This window comes from Phyllobacterium zundukense, from assembly GCF_002764115.1.
Lineage (GTDB): Bacteria > Pseudomonadota > Alphaproteobacteria > Rhizobiales > Rhizobiaceae > Phyllobacterium > Phyllobacterium zundukense.
Map to the genome: position 1 here is coordinate 1,008,441 of NZ_CP017940.1, position 15,728 is coordinate 1,024,168.

Here is a 15,728-nt window from a genome sequence, read left to right on the forward strand (position 1 = left end):
TTGACCTATGCTTTATTATCTCGCCGGTCTGGCGGAACATATCCAGTTTCTCAACGTGTTCCGTTACATCACGTTCAGGACCGGCGGTGCGCTGATCACATCGGCGCTGATTGTGTTTCTGTTTGGACCGCGCATCATCGATTCGTTGCGGATTAGGCAGGGACGCGGCCAGCCAATCCGTGCCGACGGCCCGCAGACTCACTTCAAGAAGGCCGGTACACCCACGATGGGCGGTCTGATGATCATGACGGGTATCATCGTATCGTCCCTGTTGTGGGCCAACTGGTCGAATGTCTATGTGTGGATCGTTCTGCTGGTTGCTTTGTCCTTTGGCGCCATCGGCTTTTACGATGATTATCTGAAGGTCAGCAAACAGACGTTCAAGGGCTTTTCGGCCCGGGCACGCCTCGGCATTGAATTCCTGGTTGCTGCCATAGCTGGCCTTGCCATCATGTGGGCAGGGCAGGAGCCCTTCTCCTCGTCGCTGACTTTCCCGTTCGCCAAGCAGCTCATTCTCAATCTGGGTATTTTCTTCATCCCGTTCGCTGCCTTCGTCATGGTCGGCGCCGGCAATGCGGTGAATTTCACCGATGGTCTCGATGGTCTTGCCACGGTGCCGGTGATGATTGCCGCGGCATCCTTTGGTGTGATCGCCTATCTGTCGGGTAATGCGATCTTTGCTGACTATCTGCAGATCCATTTCACCCCGGGCACGGGTGAACTTGCTGTCGTGCTAGGTTCGGTTATCGGTGCTGGTCTCGGCTTCCTGTGGTTCAATGCACCGCCTGCCGCAATTTTCATGGGTGATACGGGATCCCTCGCGCTCGGCGGCCTCATCGGCGCCGTCGCAGTTGCCACCAAACACGAGATCGTCCTCGCCATCATCGGCGGCGTCTTCGTCATGGAAGCCATGTCGGTCATCATCCAGGTGGCATCGTTCAAGATGACCGGCAAGCGGGTCTTCCTGATGGCACCCATTCATCATCACTTCGAAAAGAAAGGCTGGACCGAGAGCCAGGTGGTGATCCGCTTCTGGATCATCGCCGTGATCCTCGCACTGATCGGCCTTTCCACGCTCAAGCTCAGATAAGGTTTCTTGCATGATTGCTGCCCACTCCATGAAGGACAAGACCGTCGCGCTCTTCGGGCTCGGCGGTTCGGGCATTGCTACAGCGCAGGCTATTCTTGCGGGCGGAGCGAAGGTCATCGCCTGGGACGACAATCCCGACAGCGTGGCGCGGGCGCAAAGTGGCGGGATCGAGACCAATGATCTGCGACAGGTAGACTGGAAACAGTTTTCCTCTTTCATCCTGTCGCCCGGTGTGCCCCTGACGCATCCGCGTCCGCACTGGACCGTGGACCTGGCAAAAGCTGCCGGCGTCGAAATCATCGGCGATGTCGAACTCTTCGTGCGCGAGCGCAATCTTGCGCGCAAGAACACCCCATTCATCGCGATCACCGGTACAAACGGCAAATCGACGACCACGGCCCTGATCGCTCACATTATCAAATCGTCAGGTCGCGACATGCAGCTTGGCGGCAATATCGGCACTGCTGTCATGACGCTGGAGCCTCCGGCAGACGATCGCGTTTATGTGGTCGAATGCTCATCCTATCAGATCGACCTGGCGCCGTCGCTCAACCCCACGGCGGGCATTCTCCTGAACCTGACGCCGGATCACCTGGACCGGCATGGCACGATGCAACACTACGCGGAAATCAAGGAGCGTCTTGTTGCCGGCAGCGACACGGCGATCGTCGGGGTCGACGACAGTTTTTGCGCCGCAATCGCTGATCGGCTGGAGCGGACGGGCAAGTCTGTCATCCGCATTTCCAAGCGCCTGGCCATCTCTGACGGTTATTTTGCCGATGGCTCCAACCTCGTTCACACCAGAAAAGGTGATCGAAATGTCGTCGTGTCACTTGCCGGCATCGGCTCTTTGCGTGGCGAACACAATGCGCAGAATGCGTTGGCAGCATTCGCAGCCTGCCGCGCTGTTGGTCTTTCGGTGGAAGAGATCAACGCCGGATTGAAGAACTTTCCCGGTCTCGCCCATCGCATGGAACAGGTTGCACGGCTCGGAAAGACGCTGTTCGTCAACGATTCCAAGGCAACAAATGCGGAGGCGGCGGCACCTGCGCTGTCCTCGTTCCCGCGTATTTACTGGATTGCCGGAGGGCTGCCCAAGGAAGGCGGCATCGCTTCGCTATCCGGCTTTTTCCCGCGCATCGCCAAGGCCTATCTGATTGGGGAAGCCGCGCCGCAATTTGCGGCAACACTCGGCGAGGCGGCGCCTTACGAGATATCCGGCACAATAGGGGCTGCAGTGGAACACGCTGCACGCGACGCGGCCAGGGATGGTTCTACGGAACCCGTGGTCCTGCTGTCACCGGCCTGTGCCAGTTTCGATCAGTTCCAGAATTTCGAAAAACGCGGCGAGGCATTCCGCTCCGCCGTTCTGGCGCTCGCGGGCGCATCACCTATTGGAGGGCTCTTGAATGGTTAGTCGTGTTGACCGTGGTCCCGTAGCCGACTGGTGGTGGACGATCGATCGCTTTCTCCTGGCAGCCTGCCTTGCGCTGATGGGACTGGGCATCCTGCTTTCTTTTGCAGCCAGCCCCGCCGTTGCCGAGCGCATCGGGCTCGACAGTTTTCATTTCGTCAAACGGCAGGCGTTGTTCATGGTGCCCGCGGTCATCGTCATGTTCGCCGTATCCTTCATGGCGCCTCGGACAATTCGCCGGTTCGCCATGATCATGCTCGGTATCTCGCTCGTGGCAATGGTTGGTGCGTTGTTCTTCGGTATCGAGGTCAAGGGTGCGCGGCGCTGGGTTTCGCTGGCGGGCGTTTCGATTCAGCCGTCGGAGTTCATGAAGCCTGCCTTCGTCATTGTTTGCGCGTGGCTGTTTGCAGAGAATGAGCGCCGCAAGGATATTCCGGGGAACTTCTTCTCGATGGTGCTGTTCTGTGTGGTTGCGGCACTCCTCGTCGCGCAGCCCGATCTCGGGCAGACCATTCTGACGGCAGTCACCTGGGGCGCGATGTTTTTCATGGCCGGCGTACCGTGGCTCTGGATCATCGGCCTTGGTGTTCTCGCGGTGGGCGGTTTCTTCGGCGCCTATACGGTTTTTCCGCACGTGGCTGGCCGTATCGACCGGTTTCTGACCGGCGAGGGTGATACGTTCCAGGTAGATACCGGCCGCGAAGCCATTATTCGCGGTGGGTGGTTTGGCCAGGGGCCGGGTGAGGGCACGATCAAGCGCATCATTCCCGACAGTCACACGGATTTTATCTTCTCGGTGACGGCGGAAGAATACGGCATTGCGCTTTGTCTGCTGATTGTCCTCATCTTCGCTTTCATCGTTATTCGCGGCTTGTCCATTGCGCTGAAGGAACGCGATGATTTCACCCGGCTTTCGGTCTCGGGTCTGGTGATTCTGTTCGGCTTTCAATCGATCATCAACATGTCGGTCAATCTGCATTTGATGCCTGCGAAGGGTATGACGCTTCCATTCATTTCCTACGGCGGCTCGTCGCTTATTGCGGTTGCAATCTCGACGGGGCTCTTGCTCGCGCTGACGCGGCGCCGGCCCGAAGCACGCCGTTCGGCGACACTGGCCAACTCGAAGATGCATTCGATGGCCGGTGCAGTCTGAGTGGCCATGGCTAAAGGTACGATATTTCTGTGCGCCGGGGGCACTGGCGGTCATTTATTCCCCGCCGAGGCATTGGCGCATGAGCTGATCGCGCGCGGCTGGGAAATTCATCTGGCAACCGACGATCGAGCTCAGCGATTCACCAGTGCTTTTCCTGCCAAGAAGATTCATGTCGTGCGATCGGCTACGATCGCCGGGCGCAATCCGTTCGCGCTGGCAAAGACCTTCTGGACGCTGTGGCAGGGCAATCTTGATTCCCGCAAGCTCTTTCGCTCGGTAAAGCCAAAACTCGTTGCCGGGTTTGGCGGTTACCCGACCCTGCCGCCGCTCTATGCAGCAAGTGCGATGAAAATTCCAACGCTCATCCATGAGCAGAATGCGGTGATGGGCCGTGCGAACAAGGCATTGGCGGCACGTGTCAATGCCATAGCCGGCGGCTTCCTGCCCGATAGCAGCGGACCCTTTGCGAACAAGACCATTGCGACGGGAAATCCCGTCCGTCCTGCGGTACTGGCGGAAGTCGGCAAACCATACGCGGCATCACAGGGGCAGCAGCCGTTCCATTTCCTGGTGTTTGGCGGCAGTCAGGGCGCGCAGTATTTTTCGACCGCCATTCCGGCCGCGATCCAGCTGCTTGCGCCGGAAGATCGCGCACGCCTTGTGCTGACCCAACAAGCTCGACCCGAAGATGAGGCGCAGGTGCGCTCGACCTACCAGGCCCTCGGCATCAAGGCAGAGGTCGCTCCATTCTTCAAGGACATGCCGCGGCGGATCGCCGAGGCGCACTTTGTCCTTTCCCGCTCGGGCGCGTCCACAGTTTCAGAGATCGCGGCGATTGGGCGTCCTGCTATCCTCGTGCCGTTCCCGCATGCTCTCGACCACGACCAGGCAGCGAATGCCGCGGCGCTTGCGGCAGCAGGGGGCGCAGACGTCATCAAGCAGTCCGAGCTCTCACCGGAGCGCATTGCGGCAATCCTGACGAGCGCCATGAACGAGCCGTCACGGCTGGCATTTGTTGCGGAAAAAGCCCGCAGTACCGGCAAGCCTGACGCTGCAAGGTTGCTTGCGGACCTCGCAGAGGCTATTGCGTCCGGTCAAACCATGACGGAATTCAAAAAAGGAGTGCGTCCATGAAGATGCCGCTCAACATCGGCCTTGTTCATTTCATCGGTATCGGCGGTATCGGCATGAGCGGCATTGCCGAAGTCCTGCACAATCTCGGCTATAGGGTCCAGGGCTCCGATCAATCAGACAGCGCCAATGTGCAGCGTCTGCGCGAAAAGGGCATTGAGATCTTCGTCGGTCACAATGCGCAGAACCTTGGCGATGCCGAAGTGGTCGTTGTTTCGACGGCCATCAAGAAATCCAATCCCGAACTGATTGCCGCGCGTGAGAGGTTGCTGCCGGTTGTCCGCCGCGCGGAAATGCTCGCTGAACTCATGCGCTTCCGCAAGGCAGTTGCAATCGGCGGAACACACGGCAAGACGACGACGACCTCGATGGTCGCCACGCTGCTCGATGCTGGCAACCTTGATCCGACGGTAATCAACGGCGGTATCATCAATGCCTATGGCACCAATGCGCGCATGGGTGAGGGCGACTGGATGGTGGTCGAAGCCGACGAGAGCGACGGTACGTTCCTCAAGCTTCCTGCCGATGTGGCCGTTGTCACCAATATCGATCCGGAACATCTCGATCATTACGGCACCTTCGACCGTGTTCGCGAAGCATTCCGGCAATTCGTTGAGAATGTTCCGTTTTACGGCTTTGGCGTGATGTGCCTCGATCATCCTGAGGTACAGTCCCTCGTGTCGCGTATCGAGGATCGCCGGGTCATCACCTATGGCGAGAATCCGCAGGCCGATGTGCGTTTCGTCAATCTCGTGGTTGACGGCGCGAGCTCGCGTTTCGATGTACAGATTGCCAAGCGCAAGACCGGTGAGACGATCGAGATCGCCGGCCTTCGCCTGCCGATGCCAGGCCGCCACAACGTTTCCAATGCCACGGCGGCGATTGCCGTTGCCCATGAACTTGGCATTTCCGCAGAGGACATCAAGAAGGGGCTGTCGTCCTTTGGCGGCGTCAAGCGCCGGTTTACCCATACGGGGACTTGGAAGGGTGTCGAGATTTTCGACGATTACGGCCACCATCCAGTCGAGATCAAGGCTGTGCTGAAGGCAGCGCGCGATTCGGCCAAGGGCCGCGTGATCGCGGTGGTCCAGCCGCACCGCTTTACACGCCTCGCCAGCCTGTTCGATGAGTTTGCCGCCTGCTTCAACGATGCCGACACGGTCATCGTCGCTCCGGTCTATACAGCCGGTGAGGACCCGATCGACGGCATTACTTCGGAGGCGCTGGTTTCCCGCATCAGGACTGCTGCACATCGCGATGCTCGTTACATTAGCGGGCCGCAGGAAGTCGCTCCGTTGATCGCGGAAATCGCCAAGCCGGATGATTTTGTGATTTTTCTTGGTGCAGGCAGCATTACCGGGTGGGCCTATGCCTTGCCAAAGGAACTGGCGGCGCTCTAGATTTGGCGGTTACCCCAAGCGAGGGGCGAATGCTGCTGGAAGGATAATATGTATTCACTGGTTGATGGCGAAGCCCTGCTGAAGAAGCTGGGGGATCGATTCTCGGGCCTGCGCGGGCGATTGACCCCCAATATGGGCATGGAAAAAGTGACATGGTTTCGCGCCGGCGGCCCGGCTGAAGTCATGTTCCAGCCAGCGGATGAAGAAGATCTGTCAGCTTTCCTCAAAGCTGTTCCTGACGAATATCCAATCCTCACAGTCGGCATCGGCTCCAATCTCCTGGTCCGCGATGCCGGTATTCGCGGCTTCGTCGTGCGCCTGTCCGCCAAGGGGTTTGGCGAAGTGGAGCGTGTCGGCGATATGCAGTTGCGAGCCGGCGCGGCAACGCCGGACAAACGTGTGGCGGCAGCGGCGCTGGAGGCCGGAATCGCCGGGTTTCATTTCTATCACGGCATTCCCGGTGGCATTGGCGGTGCGCTGCGCATGAATGCGGGCGCCAATGGTGTCGAGACGCGCGAGCGCGTGGTTGAAGTGCGGGCTCTCGATCGCAAGGGCGACGTGCATATCCTCTCTAACGCCGATATGGGCTATGGCTATCGCCATTCCGGCGCTGCGAATGACCTGATCTTCACCTCGGCGCTGTTCGAAGGCGCTCCCGGTGACAGGGGTGATATCCAGAGCGCGATGGATGCCGTTCAGCAGCACCGCGAGACTGTGCAGCCTATCCGCGAGAAAACAGGCGGTTCAACCTTCAAGAATCCGGAAGGCTCATCCGCCTGGAAGGAAATCGACAAGGCGGGCGGGCGCGGCCTGATGATTGGCGGCGCGCAGATGTCGCCCATGCATTGCAACTTCATGATCAACACCGGTACTGCGTCAGCCCATGATCTTGAAACCCTGGGCGAAACAATCCGTTCGCGCGTGCTGCAGAACTCCGGCATCAAGCTCCATTGGGAAATCAAGCGCCTCGGGCTTTTCCGGCCCGGTCATGAGGTGCATGAGTTCATGGGGCAGTTGCTTTAATCGTCCGAAGTTCAAACTCGGATGCAATTGAGTGTCGATGTCGCATTTCGACTATGGAACACATTTTTTTACACGAAATTCCATTGTTGAATCATTGAGGACTTGTCAGCGAATCAACTCTCTGATTCTTTAGGGACAAGCGTTAACTGATTTGAGTCGGCTGGTTTTTATCAGTCTCGGGTGTCTGCGGTCCCGGCCGCCGGATATACGTCGACTCATGTCTTTTTTCGCCTTCGATGGGGAAGTGTTTGAGGGGTTGCCTTCATGGCGAAAAAGCATGTTGCGATGCTGATGGGTGGGTTTTCATCGGAACGTCCGGTGAGCCTTTCCTCCGGCAATGCTTGCGCCGATGCCTTGGAGGCGGAGGGCTTCTCTGTGACGCGCGTTGATGTTGCCCGTAACATTGCCAGTGTTCTGCTTGAGCTGAAACCCGATGTGGCATTCAACGCATTGCACGGCCCTTTCGGCGAGGATGGCACGATTCAGGGCATCCTCGAATATCTCGAAATTCCCTATACCCATTCCGGTGTGCTGGCATCGGCTCTTGCCATGAACAAGGAGCAGGCGAAGATCGTCGCCAAGGCGGCTGGTGTTCCTGTGGCAGAAGCGAAGACCATGAACCGGCATGCCTTCACCTCATCCCATCCGATGAAGCCGCCTTATGTGGTCAAGCCGGTAAGCGAGGGGTCGAGCTTCGGTGTCGTCATCGTCAAGGAAGACCAGTCGCATCCCCCGCAGGTCATTACCTCGAACGATTGGAAATATGGCGATACCGTCATGGTCGAGCGCTACATCCACGGGCGGGAATTGACATGCGCCGTGATGGGTGATGTCGCCATCGGGGTGTGTGAAATCATCCCCGTAGGGCACCAGTTCTACGATTATGATTCAAAATATGTTGCAGGCGGATCAAATCATGTGGTTCCCGCTAAAATTTCACTAAAAATTTACCAAAAAATACAAACACTGGCACTCAAGGCGCATCAGGCAATTGGATGTAAAGGGATTAGCCGGTCGGACTTCCGTTACGACGACCGTTTTTCCGAGGATGGCGAGCTTATCTGGCTGGAAGTTAACACCCAGCCGGGCATGACTCCCACTTCTCTCGTGCCTGATATCGCCAAAGCTGCGGGGCATACCTTCGGTGAATTGTTGAGTTGGATGGTGGAGGACGCATCGTGTTTGCGTTGAAGGGCAAAAATGCGCACCCACGAGGTGCTGCGCCGGTGTCTTCGGGCAGATCGGCGGCTCTTGGCCGTTTCCGTATCGTCCTGCCAAAATTCATGCGCAAGCCGGTGCGTGTTTTTGCTCGCATGATCGAGGGTGAAGTCTCTATCCCGAACCATGTCGGAACATTCGGTGCGGTGGCGTTTCTGGCGCTGACGGGTGCCTATGGTGCGATCCTTGGCGGTCATGCGCCGGAAGTGGTGAAGGTCACGACGTCAACATTCGGTTTTGCCATCGAAGACGTGAAGGTCGTCGGTAACAATGAGACCTCGGAGATCGATGTCCTGGGTGCGCTCGGGCTTGATGGTGAGACGTCCCTGGTCGGCTTGAGTGCGTCGGATGCACAGAAGGCTGTTGCAGGGCTGCCCTGGGTCGAATCCGTCGATGTATTCAAGGTCTACCCCAACACAATCCAGATCTCGATCCACGAGCGGTCGGCCATGGCTGTCTGGCAGAATGGCAGTGAGCTTTCGGTCATCGATGCTGATGGCCGTGTGATCGTTCCGTTCACGGGCGGGCGCAGCGCATCGTTGCCGCTGGTCATTGGCGCAGGCGCCGACAAGCAGGCGAAGCTGCTCATGGCGCAGATGGCGGCATTTCCGCAGATCACGGGCGAGGTGAAAGCCTATGCGCGGGTCGGTGACCGGCGCTGGGATCTGCTTCTGAAAAATGGCGTAACGCTGATGCTGCCGGAATACCGCATCGATGAAGCGCTTGCCGATATTGTCGATATGGATCGCAAGGCGGGACTTCTGTCCCGCGATATCGCGTCGGTCGACATGCGCCTGACGGACCGGGTGGTTGTCAGGCTGACACCAGACGCGATGGTACAGCGCGTTGAATATTTGAAGGCGCGGGACAAGGCGTCGAAGCGTTCGGAGAAGCGTGTATGAGTATTCTGAACGGAAAAGGCACGTCGACTGGAGCAGCATCCGCCAAGCGGACGCGCTCCTTGACCGTTCTTGACATTGGTTCAAGCAAGGTATGCTGCATCATTGCGCGGCTTCGCCCGCGTGAGGAAAGCGCGCACCTGCCGGGCCGCACCCATCGCATCGAAGTTCTCGGTATCGGCCACCAGAAGTCGCGTGGCATCAAGTCCGGCGTCATCGTCAATCTGGATGCCGCTGAACAGGCGATCCGTCTGGCAGTTGATGCCGCCGAGCGTATGGCCGGTCTCACCGTCGACTCGATGATCGTCAACATTTCTGCGGGACGCCTCAAGAGCGAGAGTTTTTCGGCCAGCATCAACCTTGGCGGCCATGAGGTCGACCAGGCTGATATTCGCCGGGTCCTTGCAGCTGGTGCCAAGCAGGCATTGGCAACCGAGCGTCATCTCGTTCATTCGCTGCCCATCGCCTATGGGCTCGACGGTGAGCGCGGCATTCGCGACCCGCTTGGCATGATCGGCGATACACTCGGCGTCGAAATGCACGTGCTGACGGCCGATGCTGCGCCTCTGCGCAATCTCGAACTTTGCGTCAACCGTTGCCATTTGTCGGTCGAGGCCATGATTGCAACTCCCTATGCGAGCGGTCTCTCGGCGCTCGTCGATGACGAAGCCGAGATGGGTGCTGCCTGCATCGATATGGGTGGTGGCACGACGACGATTTCGGTCTTCTCCGAGGGCAAGTTCATCCACGCTGACGCCATCGCGATTGGCGGCAACCACGTGACCATGGATGTGGCGCGCGGCCTTTCGGCACATATGGACGATGCCGAACGGCTGAAGGTCATGCATGGTTCGGCGCTGCCAAGCGCTGCCGATGACCGCGATCTCATCAGCGTCTCGCCGCTCGGCAATGACGGGCGCGATGTCCCCAACCAATATCCGCGTGCTGTCCTGACACGCATTATACGTGCCCGCGTCGAGGAGACGCTGGAACTGGCGCGCGATCGCCTCAATCAGTCTGGCTACGGCCAGATTGTCGGCAAACGTGTCGTCCTGACAGGCGGAGCCAGTCAGCTGGCAGGGCTGCCCGAAGTAGCCCGCCGCATTCTGGCCCGCAATGTGCGAATTGGCCGTCCTCTTGGTGTTACGGGTCTTCCCGAAGCGGCCAAGGGACCGGCTTTCTCCGCAGCGGTTGGTCTTTTGATCTATCCGCAAGTGGCAGGAATCGAAGAGCGTTCTGTAAAGGCCGGTTCATCATCGCTGATGACAGGTACGGGTGGGCGTTTTCAGCGTATCGGCCAGTGGCTGAAAGAGAGTTTTTGATCAATCGGGGAAACCCAAAAAAATACCGCAGCGGCGAGGCGGTAAAGACGAAAAGGAACGAGACAAATGAGTATCAATCTGCAAAAGCCGGATATTACCGAGCTTAAGCCCCGGATCACCGTCTTCGGTGTTGGCGGTGGCGGTGGCAATGCGGTCAATAACATGATCAATGCCGGTTTGCGCGGTGTTGAATTCGTTGTGGCCAATACCGACGCGCAGGCGCTGTCGCAGTCCAAGGCTGAACGTCTGATTCAGCTGGGTGCGGCGGTGACCGAAGGCCTTGGCGCAGGTTCGCAGCCAGAGGTTGGCCGCGCAGCTGCGGAAGAGTGCATCGATGAAATCAACGATCATCTGCAGGGCACGCATATGTGCTTCGTCACGGCAGGCATGGGTGGCGGCACCGGCACCGGTGCTGCTCCGGTGGTTGCCCGCGCAGCACGCGAAAAGGGCATCCTGACCGTTGGTGTCGTGACCAAGCCTTTCCATTTCGAAGGTCAGCGCCGCATGCGCACCGCCGATATGGGTATCGAAGACCTGCAGAAGAATGTCGATACGCTCATCGTCATTCCGAACCAGAACCTCTTCCGCATTGCCAATGACAAGACGACCTTCGCCGATGCATTCGCAATGGCGGATCAGGTTCTTTACTCCGGCGTTGCCTGCATCACCGACCTGATGGTCAAGGAAGGTCTCATCAATCTCGACTTTGCCGATGTTCGCTCGGTGATGCGCGAGATGGGCAAGGCAATGATGGGCACCGGTGAAGCCTCTGGCGACGGCCGCGCAATGGCTGCTGCTGAAGCTGCGATTGCCAATCCCCTGCTTGATGAAACCTCTATGCGTGGCGCCAAGGGTCTGCTGATCTCGATCACCGGTGGCCGCGACATGACGCTGTTTGAAGTTGATGAGGCTGCAACACGTATCCGTGAAGAAGTTGACCAGGATGCAAATATCATCCTCGGCGCAACCTTCGACGAAAGCCTCGAAGGCATCATCCGCGTTTCTGTCGTGGCAACTGGCATCGATAAGCAGATTGGAGAGTCGGCGCCTGCGCCGATCGAATTTCGCCAGCCTCTGAAGCCTATTGCCAAGCCCGCACAGCAGGCAGCCGCAAGAGTTGAGACAGTTGCCCGTCCGGTTGTTCAGCAGCCGGCCGCTCGCTTGGCCGATCCGGTAGCCGAAGCAATCCGCGCTGCCGAACAGGACATCCCGCAGCGCGCACCACAGCCTGCCGAGCAGGAATTCCGTCCGCAGAGCCGTATCTTCCAGGCGCCTGCACCGGAAGTCTTCGACGCACCTGTTGCGGCTGCTCCACAGGCACCGGTTCATCAGCCGGCACCACAGCCGCAGATGCAGACGGCACCTGCACCGCAGCCCGCAGCGCCACGCATGCCGAATGTCGCTGATTTTCCGCCGGTCGTTCAGGCGGAACTCAATGCCCGCGACATGGGCTCCCGTGATCATGGCCGTGACCAGGCAGCTGCCTATGAAAGCCAGGAAGATCGTGGCCCGATGGGTCTCTTGAAGCGTCTGACCGCAGGTCTGACCCGCCGCGAAGACGAGACGGCCCGGTTGGAACCAGCGCAGCCGCGGGAACCCGCTATGCGTCCGGCCGAACCACGCCGTCCGCTTTCGCAAGACGCGTCGATCTATGCGCCGCGCCGTGGACAACTGGATGAGCAGGGCCGGGTTCAGCCCCAGGCACGTCAGTCTTCCGAGGACGATCAGCTCGAAATCCCGGCATTTCTCCGCCGGCAGGCGAACTGATCCGGTCACGGAATATTAAAGAACATGAATTCCGCCATTGTCTCAATGGCGGAATTTTTCATTCAAACTATTGAAATGGCATGGAAACAACCTAGCTGGGGGGCATGACGGTTCCGTTACAAACATCCCGAAACCGTGATTTTGCTTCATGCGGTGCCGAATGTATCTTGCGCTGCAATATAACGGCGCGATCTGATTCTGACATCTACAGCGCTGCGACGTTAAATTTCAGATACCGGATATAGCTATCTGGCTTGCGGTTCACGGGCACGAGGTTCAATTGCGCGATTTCCAGACAACGATTGCAGAGCGTATCTCGCTTTCCGGTGCAGGTGTGCACAGTGGCGCGCCGGTGACGATTTCGTTTTCACCTGCTGATCCCGATACCGGCATTGTATTCCACAGGCTTGATGGGAGCGGCGGCAGCCACGAGATCAGGGCACTTGTGTCCGAAGTCGGTACGACTGACCTGTCGACAACGCTTGCCAACCGGGCAGGGGTCACCATCAGCACCGTCGAGCATGTGATGGCGGCAATCGCCGGTTCCGGCATCGACAATACGATCATCGAGATCGACGGCCCGGAAGTGCCGATCCTGGACGGAACATCGTCCGCCTTCTTGGATGCATTCGAACAAGCCGGTTTCGTGCGTCAGGCAGCAAAGCGCCGCTTCATTCGCGTGCTCAAGACATCGCGCATAGAGGCGGGTGCCTCATGGGCGGAGTTTCGCCCCTATGACGGCACACGCTACGAGGTCGAGATTGATTTCGAGACGCCGGTCATCGGCCGTCAGAAATTCGCCAGCGATATGGACGAGGCAACCTTCCGCAAGGAAATCTCACGAGCACGTACCTTCGGTTTCATGCGCGACGTGGAAAAGCTCTGGGCCGCCGGTCTTGCGCTTGGCTCATCGCTCGACAACTCCCTTGTCATTGGTGACGACAATTCCGTCATCAATCCTGGTGGTTTGCGCTACAAGGACGAGTTTGTGCGCCACAAGGCGCTTGATGCGATCGGTGATCTGGCCCTGGCTGGTGCGCCCTTCATCGGCTGCTTCCGCTCCTATCGCGGTGGTCACCGTCTTAATGCGGCTGCGCTGCGAGCGCTCCTTTCCGATCACACGGCATTCGAGATTGTTGAAATGGCGGGCAAGCGCGGTCAATCGCGCGGCGCCTCCCTTGTCGCGGTGAACGCTCCGGTTTTTGCGCCCTGGGCGATTTAGAGCAAGTTCTAACCCGTCAGAATCCTGGTATCGAATTGTGCACTGCTTGCAGCATGATCGCTGCGAGCCGTGCGGTTGCGGGCTCGGATTGCGCTTCCGAGCGATGAAGGACCAGTCCGAGCGAAGGTAGCGCTGGTAACCCACTCTCGGCTGGTACCAGAGGCTGCACGCTTGCAGGCAGTCCGATCGGGGTGCGGATTGTCACTCCAAGCCCTGCGGCTGTCGCAGCCCACAATCCCGCAAGACTTGGACTGATGAAGGCCAGCCGCCATGGAATGCCGGCCCGGTCGAGTGCGGTGGTCGCAGCCGTGCGCAAAAGGCATGGTGCTTCCAGCGAAGCCAGCGGCAGAGGTTCCTCGCCCGAGGCTTGCCATGTTCTTGGTTCTCCGGCCGGACCAACCCAGCACATGGGAACATTCGTAACGTGCTCGCAATGGGGTGTGACTGCTCCATCGCTCCAGGCAAGCGCCAGATCAAGCCGGCCCGACGTCACACGATCGATGAGCTCGGTATTGCGTGCCACACGCGCTTCAATCCTCACCTTGGGGTGCGCCCGGGCGAACTGGCCGAGCACTTCCGGAAGGATCGTTTCGCCGAAATCCTCCTGCAGACCGAGGCGAACCCACCCTTCCAGATCGGTCCCGTGGATAGCAGTGGCTGCTTCATCGTTGAGATCGAGCAAGCGGCGTGCATAGGCAAGCATTGTCTCACCAGCGTCGGTCAGCGCCAGACCGCGTCCGGCCTTGACGAAGATCGGCGTCTCCGCCTGCTGTTCCAGCTTCTTCAGCTGCGCGCTCACGGCCGAGGTGGAGCGGCCCAGCCGGTCAGCCGCCTTGGCAAAGCTGCCAAGCTCCACGCCGGTGGAAAAGGTGCGCAACACATCGAGATCGAAGGTGATCCGTCGCATTTTAATTATCCCGATTTTCAGGACGATAAGTCCGATATTTTCGGATTTTCAGATTAATATGCGCGTCTATAGATCCAGCGTCAAGTTCATCGCGCTACTGACGCTCGATGCATAGAAAGGACCAGTTCCATGCCTTTTACCCGAATCTCGCTTCTTGAGGGCAAGTCGCCCGAATATCTGAAGGCGCTCACCGATAGCCTGCATCAGGCTATGGTGGAAACCTTCAATGTCCCTGCAACTGACCGGTTCCAGGCGATCCACCAGCACCGTCCTGGCGAACTGATCTTCGATCGCAATTATCTCGGCGGACCGCGCTCGGACGATTTCATCGTGTTTTCCATCACCACGGGCAAGCCGCGCGACACAGCGACGAAGAAGGCATTCTACAAGCGACTGGTCGCGCTGCTGGGGGCCGCTCCGGGAGTTAGGCCCGAGGATGTCATGATCATCATCAGCACATCGAGCCGGGACGAGTGGTCCTTCAGCAATGGCGAGGCTCAAATGCTGGAAGCCGTATGACCGGATTGCATTGAAAGGAGTGGTGGCCATGATCGCCATGCAGTACAGTTTTTCATTGCCGGCGGATTACGATATGTCGATTATCGACCGGCGTATCGCGGAAAAAGGCCATCTGCTCGACAATTTCCCCAATCTGAAATTCAAGGGCCTATCTGACGGCGCGAAGAAATGATGAAGCCGGAAGCCAGGAGAATCTCTACGCGCCGTTCTATCTCTGGAACCATGAGGGCGGCCTGAATGATTTTCTGTGCGGGGAAGGCTTTGTCGGGCTCACGCGGTCATTCGGCTGGCCGCAGGTCAAGACCTGGTTCGTCTGGCAGGCGCATCTGTCCCCTGCAGTCCGCGAAGCCGTGTTTGCAACGCGCGAAATGCGGGCGACACCAGCTCACTCGTCGCTTGCTGAACTGCGCAAGCGCGAGAGCGAGGAAACCTTCGACGATGTCCAGAAACGTGGTGCACTCGCCTCAATTTCAGCCTTCGAACCCACAAGCTGGACGCGGATTCGCTTTCAACTATGGGGCGAGACACGGGGACTAGAGCCCGCTGCAGATATTCAAGCCTACAGGATAGGGCACCTTTCGCTGCCAAAATCGGATTAATGGAGGTCTTTGCAACTCATTTTCAGGTCCGCCACAAAATTGGACGATTAGATGGCAATAAGAT

At 58.5% G+C, this 15,728-nt stretch carries 13 protein-coding genes and 1 pseudogene; 13 read left to right on the forward strand and 1 reads right to left on the reverse strand.

Annotated features, from left to right (window positions below; genetic code table 11):
- Nucleotides 1–7: 7 nt before the first annotated feature.
- From mraY to lpxC, 11 genes are all read left to right on the forward strand, one after another.
- Nucleotides 8–1,090: a phospho-N-acetylmuramoyl-pentapeptide-transferase gene (mraY, locus tag BLM14_RS04870; protein WP_099998348.1), complete on the forward strand. Its 1,083-nt coding sequence runs from the start codon at nucleotides 8–10 to the stop codon at nucleotides 1,088–1,090.
- Between the two features lie 10 nt (nucleotides 1,091–1,100).
- Nucleotides 1,101–2,507: a UDP-N-acetylmuramoyl-L-alanine--D-glutamate ligase gene (gene murD / locus BLM14_RS04875; protein ID WP_099998349.1), complete on the forward strand. Its 1,407-nt coding sequence runs from the start codon at nucleotides 1,101–1,103 to the stop codon at nucleotides 2,505–2,507.
- Nucleotides 2,500–3,657, forward strand: coding sequence for a putative lipid II flippase FtsW (gene ftsW, locus BLM14_RS04880; protein WP_099998350.1), 1,158 nt, complete (start codon nucleotides 2,500–2,502; stop codon nucleotides 3,655–3,657). Before murD ends, ftsW begins: the two co-directional genes overlap by 8 nt.
- 6 nt (nucleotides 3,658–3,663) lie before the next feature.
- Nucleotides 3,664–4,791 (forward strand): undecaprenyldiphospho-muramoylpentapeptide beta-N-acetylglucosaminyltransferase, encoded by a 1,128-nt coding sequence (murG, locus tag BLM14_RS04885; protein ID WP_099998351.1) that lies wholly within the window; start codon nucleotides 3,664–3,666, stop codon nucleotides 4,789–4,791.
- Nucleotides 4,788–6,188, forward strand: a complete 1,401-nt coding sequence (gene murC, locus BLM14_RS04890) for a UDP-N-acetylmuramate--L-alanine ligase (protein ID WP_099998352.1) — start codon at nucleotides 4,788–4,790, stop codon at nucleotides 6,186–6,188. The genes murG and murC overlap by 4 nt, the downstream gene beginning before the upstream one ends.
- A gap of 48 nt (nucleotides 6,189–6,236) precedes the next feature.
- Nucleotides 6,237–7,211 (forward strand): UDP-N-acetylmuramate dehydrogenase, encoded by a 975-nt coding sequence (gene murB / locus BLM14_RS04895; protein WP_099998353.1) that lies wholly within the window; start codon nucleotides 6,237–6,239, stop codon nucleotides 7,209–7,211.
- Between the two features lie 264 nt (nucleotides 7,212–7,475).
- The gene (locus BLM14_RS04900; protein ID WP_099998354.1) at nucleotides 7,476–8,402 is read left to right on the forward strand and encodes a D-alanine--D-alanine ligase; all 927 of its coding nucleotides are present in this window, start codon (nucleotides 7,476–7,478) and stop codon (nucleotides 8,400–8,402) included.
- Nucleotides 8,390–9,331 (forward strand): cell division protein FtsQ/DivIB, encoded by a 942-nt coding sequence (locus BLM14_RS04905; protein WP_418314204.1) that lies wholly within the window; start codon nucleotides 8,390–8,392, stop codon nucleotides 9,329–9,331. Before BLM14_RS04900 ends, BLM14_RS04905 begins: the two co-directional genes overlap by 13 nt.
- A complete protein-coding gene (ftsA, locus tag BLM14_RS04910) occupies nucleotides 9,328–10,650 on the forward strand; it encodes a cell division protein FtsA (protein ID WP_099998355.1) in 1,323 nt (440 codons plus the stop codon). The genes BLM14_RS04905 and ftsA overlap by 4 nt, the downstream gene beginning before the upstream one ends.
- 66 nt (nucleotides 10,651–10,716) lie before the next feature.
- Nucleotides 10,717–12,417 (forward strand): cell division protein FtsZ, encoded by a 1,701-nt coding sequence (gene ftsZ, locus BLM14_RS04915; protein ID WP_099998356.1) that lies wholly within the window; start codon nucleotides 10,717–10,719, stop codon nucleotides 12,415–12,417.
- Between the two features lie 280 nt (nucleotides 12,418–12,697).
- The gene (gene lpxC / locus BLM14_RS04920) at nucleotides 12,698–13,639 is read left to right on the forward strand and encodes a UDP-3-O-acyl-N-acetylglucosamine deacetylase (RefSeq protein ID WP_099998357.1); all 942 of its coding nucleotides are present in this window, start codon (nucleotides 12,698–12,700) and stop codon (nucleotides 13,637–13,639) included.
- 16 nt (nucleotides 13,640–13,655) lie between these two features.
- Here the strand turns inward: lpxC and BLM14_RS04925 are convergent, their stop codons facing one another.
- Nucleotides 13,656–14,546: a LysR substrate-binding domain-containing protein gene (locus BLM14_RS04925; protein ID WP_099998358.1), complete on the reverse strand. Its 891-nt coding sequence runs from the start codon at nucleotides 14,544–14,546 to the stop codon at nucleotides 13,656–13,658.
- 129 nt (nucleotides 14,547–14,675) lie between these two features.
- On the opposite strand from BLM14_RS04925, the gene BLM14_RS04930 reads away from it, so the two are divergent.
- Nucleotides 14,676–15,065 carry a tautomerase family protein gene (locus BLM14_RS04930; protein ID WP_099998359.1) on the forward strand — a complete coding sequence of 130 codons (390 nt, stop codon included), beginning with the start codon at nucleotides 14,676–14,678 and terminating at the stop codon, nucleotides 15,063–15,065.
- 28 nt (nucleotides 15,066–15,093) lie between these two features.
- Nucleotides 15,094–15,664: pseudogene (locus tag BLM14_RS04935) on the forward strand (DUF4865 family protein).
- Nucleotides 15,665–15,728: the final 64 nt, after the last annotated feature.

Excerpts from the sequence above, each read along its gene's own strand:
- murC (WP_099998352.1), top strand. The coding sequence starts at position 4,788 with ATGAAGATGCCGCTCAACATCGGCCTTGTTCATTTCATCGGTATCGGC.
- ftsW (WP_099998350.1), top strand. The coding sequence starts at position 2,500 with ATGGTTAGTCGTGTTGACCGTGGTCCCGTAGCCGACTGGTGGTGGACG.
- murG (WP_099998351.1), top strand. The coding sequence starts at position 3,664 with ATGGCTAAAGGTACGATATTTCTGTGCGCCGGGGGCACTGGCGGTCAT.
- ftsA (WP_099998355.1), top strand. The coding sequence starts at position 9,328 with ATGAGTATTCTGAACGGAAAAGGCACGTCGACTGGAGCAGCATCCGCC.
- murB (WP_099998353.1), top strand. The coding sequence starts at position 6,237 with ATGTATTCACTGGTTGATGGCGAAGCCCTGCTGAAGAAGCTGGGGGAT.
- mraY (WP_099998348.1), top strand. The coding sequence starts at position 8 with ATGCTTTATTATCTCGCCGGTCTGGCGGAACATATCCAGTTTCTCAAC.
- murD (WP_099998349.1), top strand. The coding sequence starts at position 1,101 with ATGATTGCTGCCCACTCCATGAAGGACAAGACCGTCGCGCTCTTCGGG.
- BLM14_RS04900 (WP_099998354.1), top strand. The coding sequence starts at position 7,476 with ATGGCGAAAAAGCATGTTGCGATGCTGATGGGTGGGTTTTCATCGGAA.
- BLM14_RS04930 (WP_099998359.1), top strand. The coding sequence starts at position 14,676 with ATGCCTTTTACCCGAATCTCGCTTCTTGAGGGCAAGTCGCCCGAATAT.
- BLM14_RS04925 (WP_099998358.1), bottom strand. The coding sequence starts at position 14,546 with ATGCGACGGATCACCTTCGATCTCGATGTGTTGCGCACCTTTTCCACC.
- ftsZ (WP_099998356.1), top strand. The coding sequence starts at position 10,717 with ATGAGTATCAATCTGCAAAAGCCGGATATTACCGAGCTTAAGCCCCGG.